The sequence below is a fragment of the Staphylococcus sp. HMSC056G08 genome (assembly GCF_001812305.1).
GTDB lineage: Bacteria > Bacillota > Bacilli > Staphylococcales > Staphylococcaceae > Staphylococcus > Staphylococcus simulans.
Genome location: NZ_KV808525.1, coordinates 137,361 through 154,109, shown reverse-complemented (window position 1 = coordinate 154,109; position 16,749 = coordinate 137,361). Strand labels below are relative to the sequence as shown.

Genomic DNA, 16,749 nt, shown 5'->3' with positions numbered 1-16,749 from the left:
ACGAATGCCATCAAGTTCCTCTTTTTAATTGGAGTGAATAAAGTGAGTCAACATATTACAAAGAAAGATGTTGTGCGTTTATTAGAGAAGATTGCCACTTACATGGAGTTAAAAGGTGAAAATACATTCAAAGTGTCTGCTTATCGTAAAGCAGCGCAAAGTTTAGAAACAGATGAACGTACGATGGATGAAATTGAAGATGTCACAAAGCTTAAAAACATCGGTAAAGGTGTTGGCGAAGTTATCAATGAATATTTAGCAGCAGGTGAATCTGAAACACTTAAAGCATTAGAAGAAGAAGTGCCTGAAGGTTTAGTGCCATTATTGAAGATTCCAGGTCTTGGCAGTAAAAAGATTCATAAACTTTATAAAGAGCTTGGCATTACGAATAAAGAAGAGCTTGCACGTGCCTGTGAAAATAAAGAAGTCAGTGCGTTAAGTGGTTTCGGTAAAAAGACTGAAGAAAATATCTTAGCGGGTGTCAAAGCGCTAAGTGCACGTAAAGAACGTTATCCTATTAACTTATTGATTAAATTGAATCAAGAAATTGAAGAATATTTAGAGACGATTGATGCGTTAGAACAATATCATGTCGCAGGCAGTTTCCGCAGAGTGAAGGAAATGAGTAAAGATTTAGACTATATTATGAGTACAAATGATCCTGAGACTGTGCAACAAGCCTTATTAAAGGTGCCGCATAAAGTCAAAGATGTGGCAGTAGGATTAACGAAAGTATCGGTAGAAGTTGAATTTGAAGATGAAACAATTGAAATCGACTTCAGAATTGTTGAACCAAGCGCATATTATCATACACTGCAACATTTTACTGGATCAAAAGATCATAATATCCGTATTCGTCAACTTGCGAAAGCACGCGGTGAAAAAGTCAGTGAATATGGCATTGAACAGCCAGATGGTTCTTTGCTGCAATTAGACAGTGAAGCAGCTATCTATGAACATTTCGGACATGAATGGATTGCGCCGCCAATGCGTGTAGACGGCAGTGAATTTGACCGAGACTTATCTAATATTGTGACTTTAGATGATATTAAAGGCGATGTGCACATGCATACAACCATGAGTGACGGTGCCTTTAGTTTGCGTGAAATGATTGAAGCTAATATTCAAAAAGGCTATGAATATATGGTTATTACAGATCATTCACGTAGTTTACGTGTAGCACATGGTTTAGAAATTGAGCGTTTATTACGTCAAAATGAAGAAATTAAAGCGATGAATGAGGAATATGATGAAATTGATATTTACTCTGGAACTGAAATGGATATTTTAGCAGATGGTACATTAGATTATCCAGATGAGATATTAGCTCAGCTTGATTATGTTATCGCATCGATTCATCAAAGCTTTAATCAAACGGAAGAACAAATTATGCATCGCTTAGAACAAGCATGCCGTAATCCTTATGTGCGTCATATTGCACATCCAACAGGACGTATTATCGGTCGCCGTGACGGCTATAAAGTTAATATGGATCGATTATTCGAGATAGCGAAAGAAACAGGCACCATTTTAGAAATCAATGCGAATCCATTACGTTTAGATTTAAGTGCAGAAGCGTTACGTCATCATCAAGATATTATGGTAACCATCAATACGGATGCACACCATATCGATAATTTAGAGTTGATGAAGTATGGTATCGCGACCGCGCAAAAAGCTTTTATTGATAAATCACGTGTGTTGAACACTATGAGCAGAGAAGATTTCAAATCATTTATAGAAAATAATAAAAAGCTAAAGAAATAGAGGGATGTCAGTGAGACAGAAGACATTAGATGTGCTTGATTTCGATAAAATCAAAGCACTTGTAGAAAAAGAAGCTGTCAGTGACTTAGGACGAGAAAAAGCAGCGTCAATGTCACCAGCTTCTGATTATCAAACTGTTGTTCATCAAATAGATGAAACAGACGAAATATCTCAAATTTATAATAAGCATCGTTTACCGAGTTTGAGTGGTTTATCTAAAGTGTCACCGCTTATTCATCGTGCGAAAATCGGCAGTATGTTGAACGTACGTGAATTGAACCAGATTAAGCGTTTGATTCAAGTTCAAAATCAATATAAAACATTCTACAGTCAACTCTTAGAAGAAGAGGAAGCTATCAATTATCCGATTTTAGATGAGCGTATGACTCAATTGCCGATTCTTTCGGATTTGTATCAAGAAATTAAACAAAAATGTGATGCTTATGATTTATTTGATGATGCAAGCTATGAACTTCAAAGTATCAGAAGTCGCATTCATAGTACGTCACAACGCATTAAACAAAACTTAGACCGTGTGGTTAAAAGTCAATCGAACCAAAAGAAATTATCAGATTCGATTATTACAGTCAGAAATGATAGACATGTAATTCCAGTAAAAGCGGAATATCGTCAAGATTTCAATGGTATCGTTCATGACCAATCATCTTCAGGTCAAACGTTATATATTGAACCTTCTGCTGTGGTAGAAATGAATAACAAGATCAGTCGACTCCGTAATGATGAGAAAGCAGAAGTCGAACGTATTTTGACGGAGTTGACGTTAGAAGTTGCTGGTGAAGCGGATGCTTGTTTAATTGCAGAGTCTGTAATGGGACAAATCGACTTCTTAACTGCGAAAGCACGATACGGCAGTTCTATTAAAGGTACAAAACCTGAATTTACAGAAGAACGTAAGGTGTATTTACCAAAAGCATTCCATCCATTATTAGATCCAAAAACGGTTGTTGCGAATACTATTGAATTTGTAGATGGCATTCAAACTGTGATTATTACGGGTCCGAATACTGGTGGTAAAACTGTCACATTGAAAACGTTAGGTTTAATCATCGTGATGGCACAATCAGGTTTATTAATTCCAACATTAGACGGTAGTAAGCTTGGTGTCTTTGATAATGTTTATTGTGATATCGGTGATGAACAATCGATTGAACAATCATTATCAACGTTCTCTTCTCATATGAAGAATATTGTAGAGATTTTAAAACATGCAGATCACAACAGTGTGATTCTCTTTGACGAACTTGGTGCTGGTACAGACCCAAGTGAAGGGGCAGCACTCGCAATGAGTATTTTAGATAATGTACAAAAACGCGGTGCATTAGTGATGGCTACGACACACTATCCTGAATTAAAAGCGTATAGTTATAACCGCGATGGTGTCATGAATGCCAGTGTGGAATTCGATGTGAATACGCTCAGCCCAACGTATAAATTATTAATGGGTGTGCCTGGACGTTCAAATGCCTTTGAAATTTCAAGTAAACTCGGTTTAAACGGCAAAATTATTCGTGATGCGAAAGCGATGATTGGACAAGATGAGCAAGAAATCAATAATATGATTGCTTCACTAGAGAAGAATACGAAACGTGTAGATAATCAACGTATTGAATTAGAACAATTATTACGAGAAGCACAAGATTTACACCGTCAATTGAGTCAGAAATATGATCAATATCAAAATTACGAAAAACAATTGATGGATGAAGCGAAAACGAAAGCCAATCAACGTGTTAAAGCTGCGACAAAAGAAGCAGAAGAAATTATTTCAGATTTACGTCAGTTAAGAGATGAGAAAAACGCTGATGTGAAAGAGCACGAGTTGATTGAAAAACGTAAACACTTAGATGAGCAATACGAAGCAACTGACCTTAAACAAAATGTGAAGAAGAAAAAATGGGATGAGATTAAAGCTGGCGACGAAGTCAAAGTCTTAACCTATGGTCAAAAAGGTGAAGTGCTTGAAATCTTGGATGATGAAGAAGCAGTGGTTCAAATGGGCATCATTAAAATGAAATTACCGATTGCCGACTTAGAGAAGAAACAAAAGACACAAGAACCACAAACGAAAATGGTATCACGTTCGAACCGTTCTCCAGTGAAAATGGAGTTAGACTTAAGAGGTTATCGTTATGATGAAGCGGTAACAGCTTTAGATCAGTACCTAGATCAAGCCATGCTCAGCAACTACGAGAATGTTTATATTATTCACGGGAAGGGAACAGGAGCATTGCAGAAGGCAGTGCAACAACATTTGAAACGACATAAAAATATTGCCTCTTACCGCACGGGTACACCAAGTGAAGGTGGCTTCGGTGTAACAGTTGCGACGTTGAAATAATACGATTATGAAAATAATATGAAGAAATATAAAAAAGAATGTGGTTATGAGCAAAGCCGATGCAATTACAAATCGTATCTGATATACTTTGTTCATCATTAAAATTCCTAAGGAGGAACGATATTTATGGCATTAATTAAAGTTACTGATTCAGACTTTAACGAACAAGTTCAAAATGGTGTTAAATTAGTAGATTTCTGGGCAACTTGGTGTGGACCTTGTAAAATGATTGCACCTGTATTAGAAGAATTAGCTCAAGATTTCGACGGTAAAGCTGACATCTTAAAATTAGATGTTGACGAAAATCCTAACACTGCAGCTAAATTCGAAGTAATGAGTATCCCAACTCTAATCGTTTTCAAAGATGGAGAACCTGTTGATAAAGTTGTAGGTTTCCAACCTAAAGAAAACTTGGCTGAAGTATTAAACAAACACCTATAATTTTAAAATAATGCCGAGTTTCGGCGATTATGGTTGAAACTTCACGTTAAATATCGAATCAATCATTACAATAATGCGAGACCAGAATATAGTGTTCTGGTCTTTTTCATATGGAAATTTAATGCGTTGGTTAAGCAAGCCAGTCGCTCGTATAAGCTGGTATTTGTTATAATAGTAAATTGAATTTCATAGTAAATCTATCAAACTTTAGGAGAAGGGAGGTTAATCGTTGGAAGATTATAAAGAAAAGATTAAACAGAAACTATCAGTGGTTCCGTTTGAACCTGGCTGTTATTTAATGAAAGACCGCAATGATCAAGTCATTTATGTCGGGAAAGCTAAACGTCTGCGTAATCGATTGCGTTCTTATTTCACAGGTGCGCACGATGCGAAGACGACACGTTTAGTAGGAGAAATCCGTAATTTTGAATTTATCGTTACAGATAGTGAAACGGAATCGTTATTGTTAGAGCTGAATTTAATTAAACAATATCAACCTCGTTACAATATCTTGTTGAAAGATGATAAGAGCTATCCTTTCATTAAAATTACGAGAGAAAAATATCCACGTTTGTTGGTTACAAGAACTGTTAAAAAAGGGACAGGTAAATACTTTGGTCCTTATCCAAACGCATATTCAGCAGTAGAAACGAAAAAATTGTTAGACCGTATTTATCCATTCCGTAAATGTGATAAAATGCCGGATAAATTATGTTTGTATTATCACATCGGTCAATGCTTAGGTCCCTGTGTCTATGACGTAGATGAACAACAATATGCGCAAATGATTCAAGAAGTGACTGAGTTCTTAAATGGTGAAGATAAAACAATTCTTAAGAACTTAGAAGATCGCATGATGGCAGCGAGTGAACAATTAGACTTTGAACAAGCCAAAGAGTATCGTGATTTGATTCAACATATTCATAACTTGACGAAAAAACAAAACATCATGTCGACAGATAATAAAGCACGTGATGTATTTGGTTATAGTGTGTCGAAAGGTTGGATGTGTGTTCAAGTCTTCTTTGTCAGAAACGGGAATATGATTCAACGTGATACAACAATGATTCCACTTCAACAAACAGAAGAAGAGGAGTTCTATACGTTTATCGGTCAATTCTATCAATTGAATCAACATCTTTTACCGAAAGAAGTGCATGTGCCGAAAAATTTGGATGCTAACATGATTCAATCGGTTGTAGATACAAAAATTGTGCAACCAGTCAGAGGCCAAAAGAAAGATTTAGTTGAGATGGCGAATCATAACGCTGAAATTTCATTAGAAAATAAATTCGAATTGATTGCGAGAGACGAGTCTAGAACAATCAAAGCGATTGAAGAGCTTGGAGAACAAATGGGAATTCAAACGCCGATTCGTATTGAAGCGTTTGATAACTCTAACATTCAAGGTGTTGATGCAGTGTCTGCGATGGTTACTTTTGTTGATGGTAAACCAGATAAAAAAGGATACCGCAAATATAAAATTAAAACGGTTGATGGCCCGGATGATTATAAATCCATGCAAGAAGTGATCCGTAGACGTTATACACGTGTATTGAACGATGGTTTACCGTTACCTGATCTTATTATTGTCGATGGCGGTAAAGGACAGATGTCTGTAGCTATTGATGTACTTGAGAATGAATTAGGATTAGATATTCCTGTCGCAGGCTTACGTAAAAATGATAAGCATAGAACGTCAGAACTGTTGTATGGTGTAAACGCAGAAGTAGTTCCGCTTAAGAAGAACAGTCAAGCGTTCTATTTACTGCAACGAATTCAAGATGAAGTCCACCGTTTTGCGATTACATTCCATAGACAAACAAGACAAAAACATGGTTTGACGTCTGTGTTAGATAATATTGATGGTATCGGACCAAAACGTAAAACGAAGTTGTTAAGAACGTTTGGTTCTGTGAAGAAAATGAAAGCAGCCACGGTTGCGGAGCTTCAAGAAATTGGTTTTCCTAAAAAGATAGCTGAGAATTTACTACAAGAATTAAATAAGGAAGAACAAAAAAGTTAGAAGCGGTATATTCTGAAGTGAAAGCTGAAGGAGGTGCCGCTTTCAGCTTAATTTTAAGTCTATTTGAAGCTGAATTTAAACTAAGATTGAAAAAAATCCATTGATAATAATTCTCATGCCCAAAAGGCTGTGAAAAAATGTTACAATATCGTTAACGAGATTTTATTTTTTTAGGTGCGTTTGTAAACGCTTTCTAAATGAAAACGATTCTCACTTAATGTGTAATTGAATACAATTGCCTCGATTGTAAGGGATTGCAGCGGTCATCGGTTCAGCATATACAGCTAAGATAGGGGTCCATACATAGAGAAAAATGGCGCTGAGCTGCCGTGCTGATTGCAGTGTTTTACAACTCCCAGCAGGGCTGTTCGTTGGTGGTTGAGTCATTTGTATTGATTTTACTTAATTTTGTGAGCATTTGGAGCATTTCAACAAACCTGAAAATGAAATCAATTAATATCATTTGTTTCACAGGGGGGACTTCCTTTTGGGTTATACTAAGAATCAATTTTATTTAAGACGCATACACTCGTTACTAGGGGTTATTCCGATCGGTGCATTCTTATTAGTGCATTTGACAGTTAACCACCAAGCGACTAAAGGAGCAGGAGCTTTCAACCAAGCAGCAGGATTTATGGAATCATTACCATTCTTGTTAGCACTTGAAATCTTCTTAATTTACTTACCAATTCTTTATCATGCGTTATACGGTATTCACATTGCATTCACGGCTAAAGAGAACGTCGGCCATTATTCATGGTTCAGAAACTGGATGTTCTTATTACAACGTATCACAGGTGTTTTAGCGTTTATCTTTATCGCAATCCACTTCTATCAAACAAAAGTGGAAATGTGGTTAGGGCATAAAGAACTAGGATTCAACATGATGCAAGACTACTTAAGCAATCCATTCTGGTTAATCTTCTACCTTGTTTTAACAGTAGCAGTAATTTTCCACTTTGCGAACGGTTTATGGTCATTCCTAGTAACATGGGGTGCCTTACAATCAGCTAAATCACAACGCGTATTTACATGGGTATCATTAGTAGTATTCGTTATTGTTTCTTACATCGGTGTAAGTGCAATCTTAGCGTTCGTATAAGAGCAATAGCATAGCGTAAATAAAGGTTATATTTTCAGGGAGTGACATTTATATGGCAGAGAAAAAAGTTATTGTTGTCGGTGGAGGACTTGCCGGTCTGATGTCAACAATTAAAATAGCAGAACAAGGTGTACATGTTGATTTATTCTCAGTAGTACCCGTAAAACGTTCGCACTCTGTGTGTGCGCAAGGGGGTATTAACGGAGCGGTTAATACAAAAGGTGAAGGCGACTCACCTTGGATCCACTTTGACGATACAGTTTATGGCGGGGACTTCTTAGCGAACCAACCACCAGTTAAAGCAATGGCGGATGCAGCACCGAAAATCATCCACTTATTAGACCGCATGGGTGTAATGTTCAACAGAACACCTGAAGGTTTACTTGACTTCCGTCGTTTCGGCGGTACGTTGCATCACAGAACGGCATATGCTGGTGCAACAACTGGTCAACAGTTATTATATGCATTAGATGAACAAGTTCGTAAGTTCGAAGTAGACGGTCTTGTGACAAAATACGAAGGTTGGGAATTCTTAGGTGTTGTGAAAGACGAAAACAACGCAGCGCGTGGTATCGTCGCACAAAACTTAACAGATGCGAAAATCGATGCATTCCGTTCTGATGCAGTAGTTATGGCAACAGGCGGTCCTGGTATTATCTTCGGTAAAACTACAAACTCAATGATCAATACAGGTTCAGCAGCATCTATCGTGTATCAACAAGGTGCAGTTTATGCGAACGGTGAATTTATCCAAATCCACCCAACAGCGATTCCTGGTGACGACAAATTACGTTTAATGAGTGAATCAGCACGTGGTGAAGGTGGACGTATTTGGACTTATAAAGACGGTAAACCTTGGTATTTCTTAGAAGAGAAATATCCGGATTACGGTAACTTAGTACCTCGTGACATCGCAACACGTGAAATCTTCGACGTATGTGTGAACCAAAAATTAGGTATCAATGGTGAAAACATGGTATACCTAGATTTATCACACAAAGATCCGCATGAATTAGACGTTAAATTAGGCGGTATCATCGAAATTTATGAAAAATTCACAGGCGATGACCCACGTAAAGTACCAATGAAAATCTTCCCAGCAGTTCACTATTCAATGGGTGGATTATACGTAGACTATGATCAAATGACTACAATTGACGGTTTATTCGCAGCAGGTGAATGTGACTTCTCACAACACGGCGGTAACCGTTTAGGTGCTAACTCATTATTATCAGCGATTTATGGCGGTACAGTAGCTGGACCGAATGCTGTAAAATATATCGACACTGTTGAACATTCATATACTGAATTAGACGACAGTCTTTACCAAGACTTAATCGATAAAGAACAAAAACGTTTTGACGATTTATTAAACATGAGAGGGACAGAAAATGCCTTCAAACTTCACCGTGAACTTGGTGAAATCATGACGAAAAACGTAACAGTTGTTCGTGATAACAAACGTTTACTAGAAACAGATGAAAAAATTCTTGAGTTGATGAGACGTTATCAAGATATTGACATGGAAGATACACAAACTTGGAGTAACCAAGCTGTATTCTTCACACGCCAATTATGGAATATGTTAGTACTTGCTCGTGTGATTACAATCGGTGCATATAACCGTAACGAATCACGTGGTGCACACTACAAACCAGAATTCCCTGATCGTAACGACGAAGAGTGGTTAAAAACAACAAAAGCGTTTTACGAAGGTATCGATAATCCACCAAGATTCGAATACGAAGATGTGGATATCAGCTTAATTCCACCACGTAAACGTGACTACTCATCTAAATCAAAATCTAGTAAAGAAGATTCAAGTAAGGAAGAAGGGAGCAAATCATAATGGCAGAAGAAGTTAAAGATGAAGCGGTTCAACAACCAGCTCAAAATAGCTCTAAAACTGTAACTTTAATCATTAAGCGACAAGATACTGCGGACTCACAGCCATATGAAGAAAAATTTGAAATTCCTTATCGTGAGAATTTAAACGTGATTGCTTGTTTGATGGAAATCAGACGTAATCCGTATAATACAAAAGGGGAAAAAGTTGCGCCGGTAACATGGGACATGAACTGTTTAGAGGAAGTCTGCGGTGCTTGTTCAATGGTTATCAATGGTCATGCACGTCAAGCATGTTCAGCGATTGTAGACCAATTAGAACAACCTATCCGTTTAGAACCAATGAGCACATTCCCAATCGTACGTGACTTACAAGTTGATCGTTCTCGTATGTTCGATAACTTAAAACGTATGAAAGCATGGGTACCGATTGACGGTACGTATGACTTAGGTCCTGGACCACGTATGCCTGAGAAAAAACGTCAAACAGCGTATGAATTATCTAAATGTATGACATGCGGTGTGTGTTTAGAAGTTTGTCCTAACGTAACAAGTAAAAACGAATTCGTAGGGGCACAAGCAATTTCACAAGTACGTTTATTCAACTTGCATCCAACAGGTTCAATGACTAAAGACGAACGCTTAGACGCTTTAATGGGCGGCGGCGGACTTCAAGAATGCGGTAACTCACAAAACTGTGTGAATGCTTGTCCTAAAGGTATTCCTTTAACAACTTCAATCGCAGCGTTGAACAGAGAAACTTCATTCTACATGTTCAAATCATTCTTTGGTTCTGACCACCAAGTACAATAATTTGATAATAAATCAAGAGGCAGGAGTGCGACTCCTTGCCTCTTTTTTAGTGGAAGAAAGGAAGTCGAAGATGAAAATCAGAACAGAACAATCAAATGATGAACAAGCTATAGAACGATTGATTCAAGCAGCTTTTGATACTGTTGAGATGAGTGATCAGACGGAACATCTATTAGTCCAACGTTTAAGAAAAAGTACCGCTTATGTACCTGAACTCTCTTTGGTCGCTCTATCAGAACAAGAGGAGATTATCGGTCATATTATGATGTCTAAGATTACTATTGGGTTTGAAACGCCGTCATTAGCGCTTGCACCATTAAGTGTAGCGCCGAATTATCAAAGACAAGGCGTAGGAACGAAGTTGGTTGAAACAGCATTAGAAACCGCAAGACAACTAGGTTATCAATCAGTTGTAGTTTTAGGTGACCCAACTTATTATCAGAAGTTCGGGTTTGAACTGGCTGCGGCTTATCATATTTTTGGACCAATGAAAGAGATGGAACCTTATTTAATGATTTTGGAATTGAAGGAAAATGTGCTAATGAATATGAGTGGAGAGGTACATTATTCTGAAGCTTTTAATCTTTAAAGCGTTTTCGTCTACATTTTGTCTCGTGAAACCAAATAACCATTCATGCAATCTAATTCAGGGTTATGATAAAATATAGTCTAAGAATGCTTTAGTGTGAGGATGAAAAAGACATGAATAAACCCATCGGAGTAATTGACTCAGGAGTCGGCGGCCTCACTGTAGCCAAAGAAATAATACGTCAGCTGCCAAATGAAACGATCTATTATCTTGGTGATAGTGCCAGATGTCCATATGGACCAAGAGATGGCAAGCAAGTATGTGATTTCACGGTACAGCTTGCGAATAAATTAATGGAATATGATATTAAAATGCTGGTTATCGCATGTAATACCGCAACGGCTGTCGCATTAGATACGTTGAAAGCCTTATTACCGATTCCGGTAATTGGTGTAATTGAACCTGGTTCACGTACTGCGATTATGACGACACAAAATAATAAAGTAATGGTGTTGGGTACTGAAGGGACAATTAAATCAGAAGCTTATACAAAACATATACAAGCGATTAATCCGCATGTTGAAGTCACAGGAGTTGCATGTCCGGATTTTGTACCTTTAGTGGAACAAATGCGTTATCATGATCCCGTCGCAACAAATATTGTGATTCATCAGACGTTAAAACAATATAGAAATAATGATGCTGATACGGTAATTTTAGGATGTACGCATTATCCGTTACTCTTCCAACCGATTTATGATTATTTCGGTGGTAATAAAACTGTGATATCATCTGGTTTAGAAACAGCACGTGAGGTCAGTGCGTTATTGACGTTCAGTCATGAACATGCGCATTATACCCCACATCCGAAACATCGCTTCTTTGCGACAGGGGATACAAAACATATCCAATACATCATTGGACAATGGTTAAAAATAGATAATGTTGAAGTAACACATGTGAAAGTGGATTAATATTGAGGTGAAGGACATGGAAGATTTAGTAATTGCGACAAACAACAAAGGAAAAATCAACGACTTTAAAGTCATCTTTCCTGAATACAATGTGATTGGTATCAGTGAATTAATTTCAGACTTTGATGTCGAAGAAACAGGGACAACATTTGAAGAAAATGCAAAATTAAAATCTGAGGCAGCAGCTAAAGCGTTAGGCAAACGTGTCATCGCAGACGACAGTGGCTTAACAGTGGATGCGCTAAATGGGGAACCTGGTATTTATTCAGCGCGTTATGCTGGAGAAGATAAAGATGATAATGCGAATATTGAAAAGTTATTAGAGAAATTAAAAGGTAACAGCCGCCACCGTACGGCAGAATTCGTTTGTGTCATCAGCATGAGTGCACCAGGCGAAGAAACTGTGACATTTGAAGGCACAGTCAGCGGTGTAATTACAATGGAAAAATTAGGTGAACATGGTTTCGGTTATGATCCGATATTCTATGTACCAAGAATGCATAAAACAATGGCACAATTAACGGATCAAGAAAAAGGTGAAATCAGCCATAGACGTCAAGCAATTGATAAATTAAAAGCTTATTTAAAGGGTGATCAAATTTGAGACGTTGGATTATTGTAAGTGACAACCACACAGAGTCTGGTATTTTATTTGAAGTGGTGAACCACTATGACCAAGTTGATGTTGCGTTGCATTTAGGTGATTCAGAGTTCCAATATGATGATACAGAATTAAGTTTATACCATCGTGTTAAAGGTAACTGTGATTTCTATCCAGAGTTTCCAAATGAAAATGTCATCAGTGATGAAGGTTTGCGTGTTTTCTATACACATGGACATTTATACAGAGTGAATACGACACGTCAACTTCTAGCTGAAAAAGCCAAAGAAGAAAATTGTCAGTTAGCCTTTTATGGACATACACATATTGCTCGTTATGAAGAAATAGAAGGGGTACATGTGATTAATCCAGGCAGTATTTCACAATCAAGAAGTATGATGGAAGAAACTTATGCTGAACTTTTAGTAGACAGTCAAAATGTCACATTGAATTTCAGAAATAGAAATCATGACATTATTGAAACAGTTGAATTTAAAGTAAACGGTTAAAATTGAAAAAATAACTAAAAATAATGATGCTGAAGGGTGAAAATTTACATCCTCCAGCATCTTTTTTATTAGATTTGTTTGACTGCGAAATAATTATTTTCATCATCCGCAAAGTTGAAGACTCTGCCTTGAGGCATGTCGACTAAATCACCGACTGTGATGTCTTTGTCTTGATAATCTTGATAGAGTTGTTCAATATCATCTGTCGCAAACATTAAAGAAGGTGTTTCTGTACTAATGCCTAAATCTAATGATTGTATCTTTTGTTTGTTGTGGAGGACAATGGCTGTTTGTGCGTCACTTGATGGTCGCAGTACAATGGTACGCATACCATGTTGTTCTGTATCGGATGAAACAGTGAAACCTAATTTTTCTGTCCAAAAAGCTTTGGCTGTTTCTTGATCATTCACATATAGCATGACTTCGTCTAAACGTTGAATCATTTTAACACCTCGAGTTTCTTTTTTTAACTTATCATCATATCCCCGCTTATTTGTTGTTTGAAACTACAAATAAAAGGTATGATTAGAATGCAGTACATTAAATAAAAAGGGGATTGATTATGACTCAATTATATCCATATTTAGCGTTTAACAATACTAAAGAGGCATTAAAATATTATGAAGAGGTTTTTGGCGCAACTGATATTCAACGTTTAGCTGTTGATCCATCACAAGCTGAAAACTTTGGTGTGAGTGAAGAAGAAGCGGACAATAAAACAATGCATTCTGAATTTACAATTGCAGGTGTGACATTATACGCATCTGATGCGTTCGGTAAAGATGTTCAAATCAACGAAGGTATTTCTTTATTAATTGATTATGATATTAATGATGAAGCGGATGCAAAACGTGTAGAAGCTTTATATGACAAAGTAAAAGATGATGAATCTGTACATGTAGATATGCCACTAGCAGAACAATTCTGGGGCGGTAAAATGGGTTCATTTACAGATAAATATAATGTACGTTGGATGTTGCACGGACAAGATCATTCAAAACAATAAAAGAAAATAATAGATAAAAGCTGAAATAAGCATCCATGTCTTAATAAAACCGACATGGATGCTTATTTTTGTTAAAGGTATGATAATTACCAGAAAAAGTTTTTGAGAATAAAATAACCAATCACACTTATAACGATTATCCACAAGATGATAATCAAAACACCCGCATACCAATTTTGTGAAAGGATATTTTTATTGAGTTTAGATGCTTTTCGACGATTATCTTGAAGAATAGGTTCAGGTATTAATTTTAAGCACAAGGCAATACCTAATGGCACAATAATAATATCATCTAGATAACCTAAAACAGGGATGAAATCAGGAATCAAATCAATCGGACTTAATGCATAAGCAACGATACAGACTGCAAGTATTTTAACGGTCATTGGTGTGCGTTGATCCTTCGATGATAAATAGAGTACTAGCAATTCTTGGTTCATTTTAGCGACAAATGATTTCAAAGCAGGTAAGAAATTGATATTCATAAATGTAGTCTCTCTTTATTGTTTTAGTTTATTTAGCTTCAAAGCAAGTTGACCTGTTACTATCGCATCGGTTAAAGCATCTTCAGGTTCATAGTTTTCTAAGTTAAAGTATGTCTTTAAAGTGTCGAATTTATGATTAGGTGTATCTTTCACTAACTTTCTCGCAAGAGGGAGTGTATCTAGCACAGTATATTCAGGCATATCTATATTAAAGTCGTCGAAATAACGTAATAGGAATTTCATAGAGAAAGTTGCCGCATGTGCTACGATTTGTTTATCTCCAATAAATGTACGAATGGCTTCTATATCTTCTTTTTCAATAAAATCTTTGTCTTCTAAGAACTCATTCGTAACACCTGTCATTTGTATCACTTTTCTTGTTAATAAGCGTGTAGGTCGAAAGTATTTCATATATTGGTTTATCATTTGACCATTTTTAAATTCGACGAGTGCGATTTGAAAAGCATCATGAAAATCAGAGCTTAAACCGGTTGTTTCAATTTTGAGTGTGACAAAGTGGTCCGCAAGTGTTTGTGATTTTATATAATGAATCGGCAATCTTTTGCGTTGTTTTAATTCAGCTTCTAATTCTTTAATATACTTTTCTTTAAGTCTTAATTTCATGACAAGTAATTCATTTTCTGTTTTTAAACGTTTCAATTCTTCTTCTTGATCCACATCGCCACCTCCATCAGTTAAAGTGTATAACTATTTTACAATAAAATAGTAGGAGGGTGCTTAGATTAAGGTCGTGAGAAAAGTAATCCATAAATTCGAACACAAAAAAGAGAAGACCTTATTAGATCTTCTCGCTAAAACAATATGGTGAATGTTTGGCTTTATATTAGATACCAAAGAGTTTACTTACAATGCTAGCACCGTTTGTGATGATGTCTACGATGTTTTTACCTAATTCTAAGTTTTGGCCGTTTTGAGCTGCTTCAATTGTAGCTTGGATTGCGTTGAATAAACCTTCCATGATTGTCACCTCAATATTTGTATTGTTTAAGGTTAAGTGGAATACCAACCTTTGATATCTCTACTATACAATCATCTTTTATCTAATTGGGCTAAATTCCTTAACTCACAATGTTCTATGCATACCCGTGGTATATCTGACAGATTCTTGACACTTAGGCATTCCTAACTGTTCTCTACTTGAGAAAAGTGATATACTTGTCATGATAAGTGCAATACAACTTCTAAAGTGAAAAATCATAACAGAAATTATTATGAATGGTATTGATTTAAATACTTTAATTAGATATAATAATTCTTGTGTTAAAAAATTATGTCCTGGTAGCTCAGCTGGATAGAGCAATGGCCTTCTAAGCCATCGGTCGGGGGTTCGAATCCCTCCCAGGACGTCACTTAAAGCCTGTAACCTTTGTGGTTATGGGTTTTTTCTTATTTATCAGCAATTTTTTTAAGTAATTCTATGATTTCATCATTTTGTTTGATTATCTTGTCTCTTTGCGCGATGTGTATAAAATTTTGCTTTTGTTGAGACATGTAGTAGTTAAATTGTGCTTGTTTCTCTATATTGAAAGTGAATTGTCCCATTACATGATAGAAGTTATCGAAATTAGCGAAAATTTGTTGGAACTTAAATGCTTCTATTGTTGTTTCGGTTGGATTAGGTATACCTTGTGTTCTAAAGAAATCAATCAATTTATCATGTTGTATTTGTTCTGGTGTCTTTTCCTCACCTAAAATTCCTCTTTCTTGAAATATATGTTCCAAGTCTTGATAAAACTTTTCTTTATTAAATTTAAAGATTTCCTTGTAAAGCTTTATAAAGTGGCGCTTATCTTCAATACTCAATTCTTTCCATTGTTTTTTCTGTTTTTTATCAAGTTCTGCAAGAATGCTTCCTTCAATGAAGCTTTCTCGAAATCCTAATTGTTCCATCTTAATACCTCCTAATTGATATGAGTATATTTTAAAAAAAGATGCACCAACTAAGGTACATCTTTTTAATAGATCGAATTTATCTCACTGGTATTTTTTTATAGTACTTATCATCAGAAAATTTTGTGTTTGTTCTGATACGTTGGTTGATGACTTCTTCTTGTTCGTATTCACTTAAAGTACTCATATAAGGTTTTGGTGGTTGTTCACCAAACTTCTCAATGTATGACTGATACGCGCGTTTTAAACGTGGATTCATTGAATTCAACTCCCTTTAAACATTAATACATCTCTTATAATGTATTTACCCTTAATCTATTGATTATAGTCTAAGGGTGATTTAAATACATGCGAACTTAATTATATGCCAGGTATAAACGA

18 protein-coding genes and 1 tRNA gene are annotated in these 16,749 nt (G+C 36.3%); 13 read left to right on the top strand and 6 right to left on the bottom strand.

From position 1 onward, the window contains the following. The first annotated feature begins 54 nt into the window (after nt 1-54). The 11 genes from polX to HMPREF2846_RS11380 all read left to right on the top strand — a co-directional run bounded on the left by polX (nt 55) and on the right by HMPREF2846_RS11380 (nt 12,966). Nucleotides 55-1,767 carry a DNA polymerase/3'-5' exonuclease PolX gene (gene polX / locus HMPREF2846_RS11430; protein WP_070626702.1) on the top strand — a complete coding sequence of 571 codons (1,713 nt, stop codon included), beginning with the start codon at nt 55-57 and terminating at the stop codon, nt 1,765-1,767. A gap of 10 nt (nt 1,768-1,777) precedes the next feature. Then, nucleotides 1,778-4,126 carry an endonuclease MutS2 gene (locus HMPREF2846_RS11425; protein ID WP_070626674.1) on the top strand — a complete coding sequence of 783 codons (2,349 nt, stop codon included), beginning with the start codon at nt 1,778-1,780 and terminating at the stop codon, nt 4,124-4,126. A gap of 126 nt (nt 4,127-4,252) precedes the next feature. Further along, the gene (gene trxA / locus HMPREF2846_RS11420) at nt 4,253-4,567 is read left to right on the top strand and encodes a thioredoxin (protein WP_002480567.1); all 315 of its coding nucleotides are present in this window, start codon (nt 4,253-4,255) and stop codon (nt 4,565-4,567) included. A 229-nt stretch (nt 4,568-4,796) separates the two neighbouring features. Further along, entirely contained in the window at nt 4,797-6,593 is a 1,797-nt protein-coding gene (uvrC, locus tag HMPREF2846_RS11415; RefSeq protein ID WP_002480568.1) for an excinuclease ABC subunit UvrC, read from the top strand. Nucleotides 6,594-7,080: 487 nt separating this feature from the next. After that, entirely contained in the window at nt 7,081-7,695 is a 615-nt protein-coding gene (locus HMPREF2846_RS11410) for a succinate dehydrogenase cytochrome b558 subunit (RefSeq protein WP_002480569.1), read from the top strand. A 52-nt stretch (nt 7,696-7,747) separates the two neighbouring features. Then, entirely contained in the window at nt 7,748-9,544 is a 1,797-nt protein-coding gene (gene sdhA / locus HMPREF2846_RS11405) for a succinate dehydrogenase flavoprotein subunit (RefSeq protein WP_023015921.1), read from the top strand. Continuing rightward, nucleotides 9,544-10,353: a succinate dehydrogenase iron-sulfur subunit gene (gene sdhB / locus HMPREF2846_RS11400; protein WP_002480571.1), complete on the top strand. Its 810-nt coding sequence runs from the start codon at nt 9,544-9,546 to the stop codon at nt 10,351-10,353. Before sdhA ends, sdhB begins: the two co-directional genes overlap by 1 nt. Nucleotides 10,354-10,423: 70 nt before the next feature. Beyond that, a complete protein-coding gene (locus tag HMPREF2846_RS11395) occupies nt 10,424-10,942 on the top strand; it encodes a GNAT family N-acetyltransferase (RefSeq protein ID WP_060803923.1) in 519 nt (172 codons plus the stop codon). 113 nt (nt 10,943-11,055) lie between these two features. Next, a complete protein-coding gene (gene racE, locus HMPREF2846_RS11390; protein ID WP_002480573.1) occupies nt 11,056-11,856 on the top strand; it encodes a glutamate racemase in 801 nt (266 codons plus the stop codon). 16 nt (nt 11,857-11,872) lie between these two features. After that, nucleotides 11,873-12,460: an XTP/dITP diphosphatase gene (locus tag HMPREF2846_RS11385; RefSeq protein ID WP_002480574.1), complete on the top strand. Its 588-nt coding sequence runs from the start codon at nt 11,873-11,875 to the stop codon at nt 12,458-12,460. Then, nucleotides 12,457-12,966 (top strand): YfcE family phosphodiesterase, encoded by a 510-nt coding sequence (locus tag HMPREF2846_RS11380; RefSeq protein WP_070626673.1) that lies wholly within the window; start codon nt 12,457-12,459, stop codon nt 12,964-12,966. Before HMPREF2846_RS11385 ends, HMPREF2846_RS11380 begins: the two co-directional genes overlap by 4 nt. A 68-nt stretch (nt 12,967-13,034) precedes the next feature. Here the strand turns inward: HMPREF2846_RS11380 and HMPREF2846_RS11375 are convergent, their stop codons facing one another. Further along, nucleotides 13,035-13,409: a VOC family protein gene (locus tag HMPREF2846_RS11375; RefSeq protein WP_023015784.1), complete on the bottom strand. Its 375-nt coding sequence runs from the start codon at nt 13,407-13,409 to the stop codon at nt 13,035-13,037. Nucleotides 13,410-13,528: 119 nt separating this feature from the next. On the opposite strand from HMPREF2846_RS11375, the gene HMPREF2846_RS11370 reads away from it, so the two are divergent. Next, on the top strand, nt 13,529-13,972 hold the full coding sequence (locus HMPREF2846_RS11370) for a VOC family protein (RefSeq protein WP_023015783.1): 444 nt from the start codon (nt 13,529-13,531) through the stop codon (nt 13,970-13,972). An 86-nt stretch (nt 13,973-14,058) separates the two neighbouring features. On the opposite strand, the gene HMPREF2846_RS11365 is transcribed toward HMPREF2846_RS11370, so the two are convergent. The 3 genes from HMPREF2846_RS11365 to HMPREF2846_RS11355 all read right to left on the bottom strand — a co-directional run bounded on the left by HMPREF2846_RS11365 (nt 14,059) and on the right by HMPREF2846_RS11355 (nt 15,436). Continuing rightward, nucleotides 14,059-14,457, bottom strand: coding sequence for a YkvA family protein (locus HMPREF2846_RS11365; RefSeq protein ID WP_070626672.1), 399 nt, complete (start codon nt 14,455-14,457; stop codon nt 14,059-14,061). A gap of 15 nt (nt 14,458-14,472) precedes the next feature. Then, entirely contained in the window at nt 14,473-15,135 is a 663-nt protein-coding gene (locus HMPREF2846_RS11360; protein ID WP_070626671.1) for a 3'-5' exonuclease, read from the bottom strand. 166 nt (nt 15,136-15,301) lie between these two features. After that, nucleotides 15,302-15,436 (bottom strand): beta-class phenol-soluble modulin, encoded by a 135-nt coding sequence (locus HMPREF2846_RS11355; RefSeq protein ID WP_002480580.1) that lies wholly within the window; start codon nt 15,434-15,436, stop codon nt 15,302-15,304. 314 nt (nt 15,437-15,750) lie between these two features. Between HMPREF2846_RS11355 and HMPREF2846_RS11350 the strand changes: the two genes are divergently transcribed. Then, a tRNA-Arg gene (locus tag HMPREF2846_RS11350) sits at nt 15,751-15,824 on the top strand. A 40-nt stretch (nt 15,825-15,864) separates the two neighbouring features. Here HMPREF2846_RS11350 and HMPREF2846_RS14810 read toward each other — a convergent pair. Together HMPREF2846_RS14810 and HMPREF2846_RS11340 are read right to left on the bottom strand one after the other, a co-directional pair. Continuing rightward, nucleotides 15,865-16,368, bottom strand: coding sequence for a hypothetical protein (locus HMPREF2846_RS14810; protein ID WP_023015780.1), 504 nt, complete (start codon nt 16,366-16,368; stop codon nt 15,865-15,867). Nucleotides 16,369-16,447: 79 nt separating this feature from the next. Then, complete coding sequence (locus tag HMPREF2846_RS11340; protein WP_002480583.1) at nt 16,448-16,627, bottom strand: hypothetical protein; 180 nt, start codon at nt 16,625-16,627, stop codon at nt 16,448-16,450. Between the last annotated feature and the right edge of the window lie 122 nt (nt 16,628-16,749).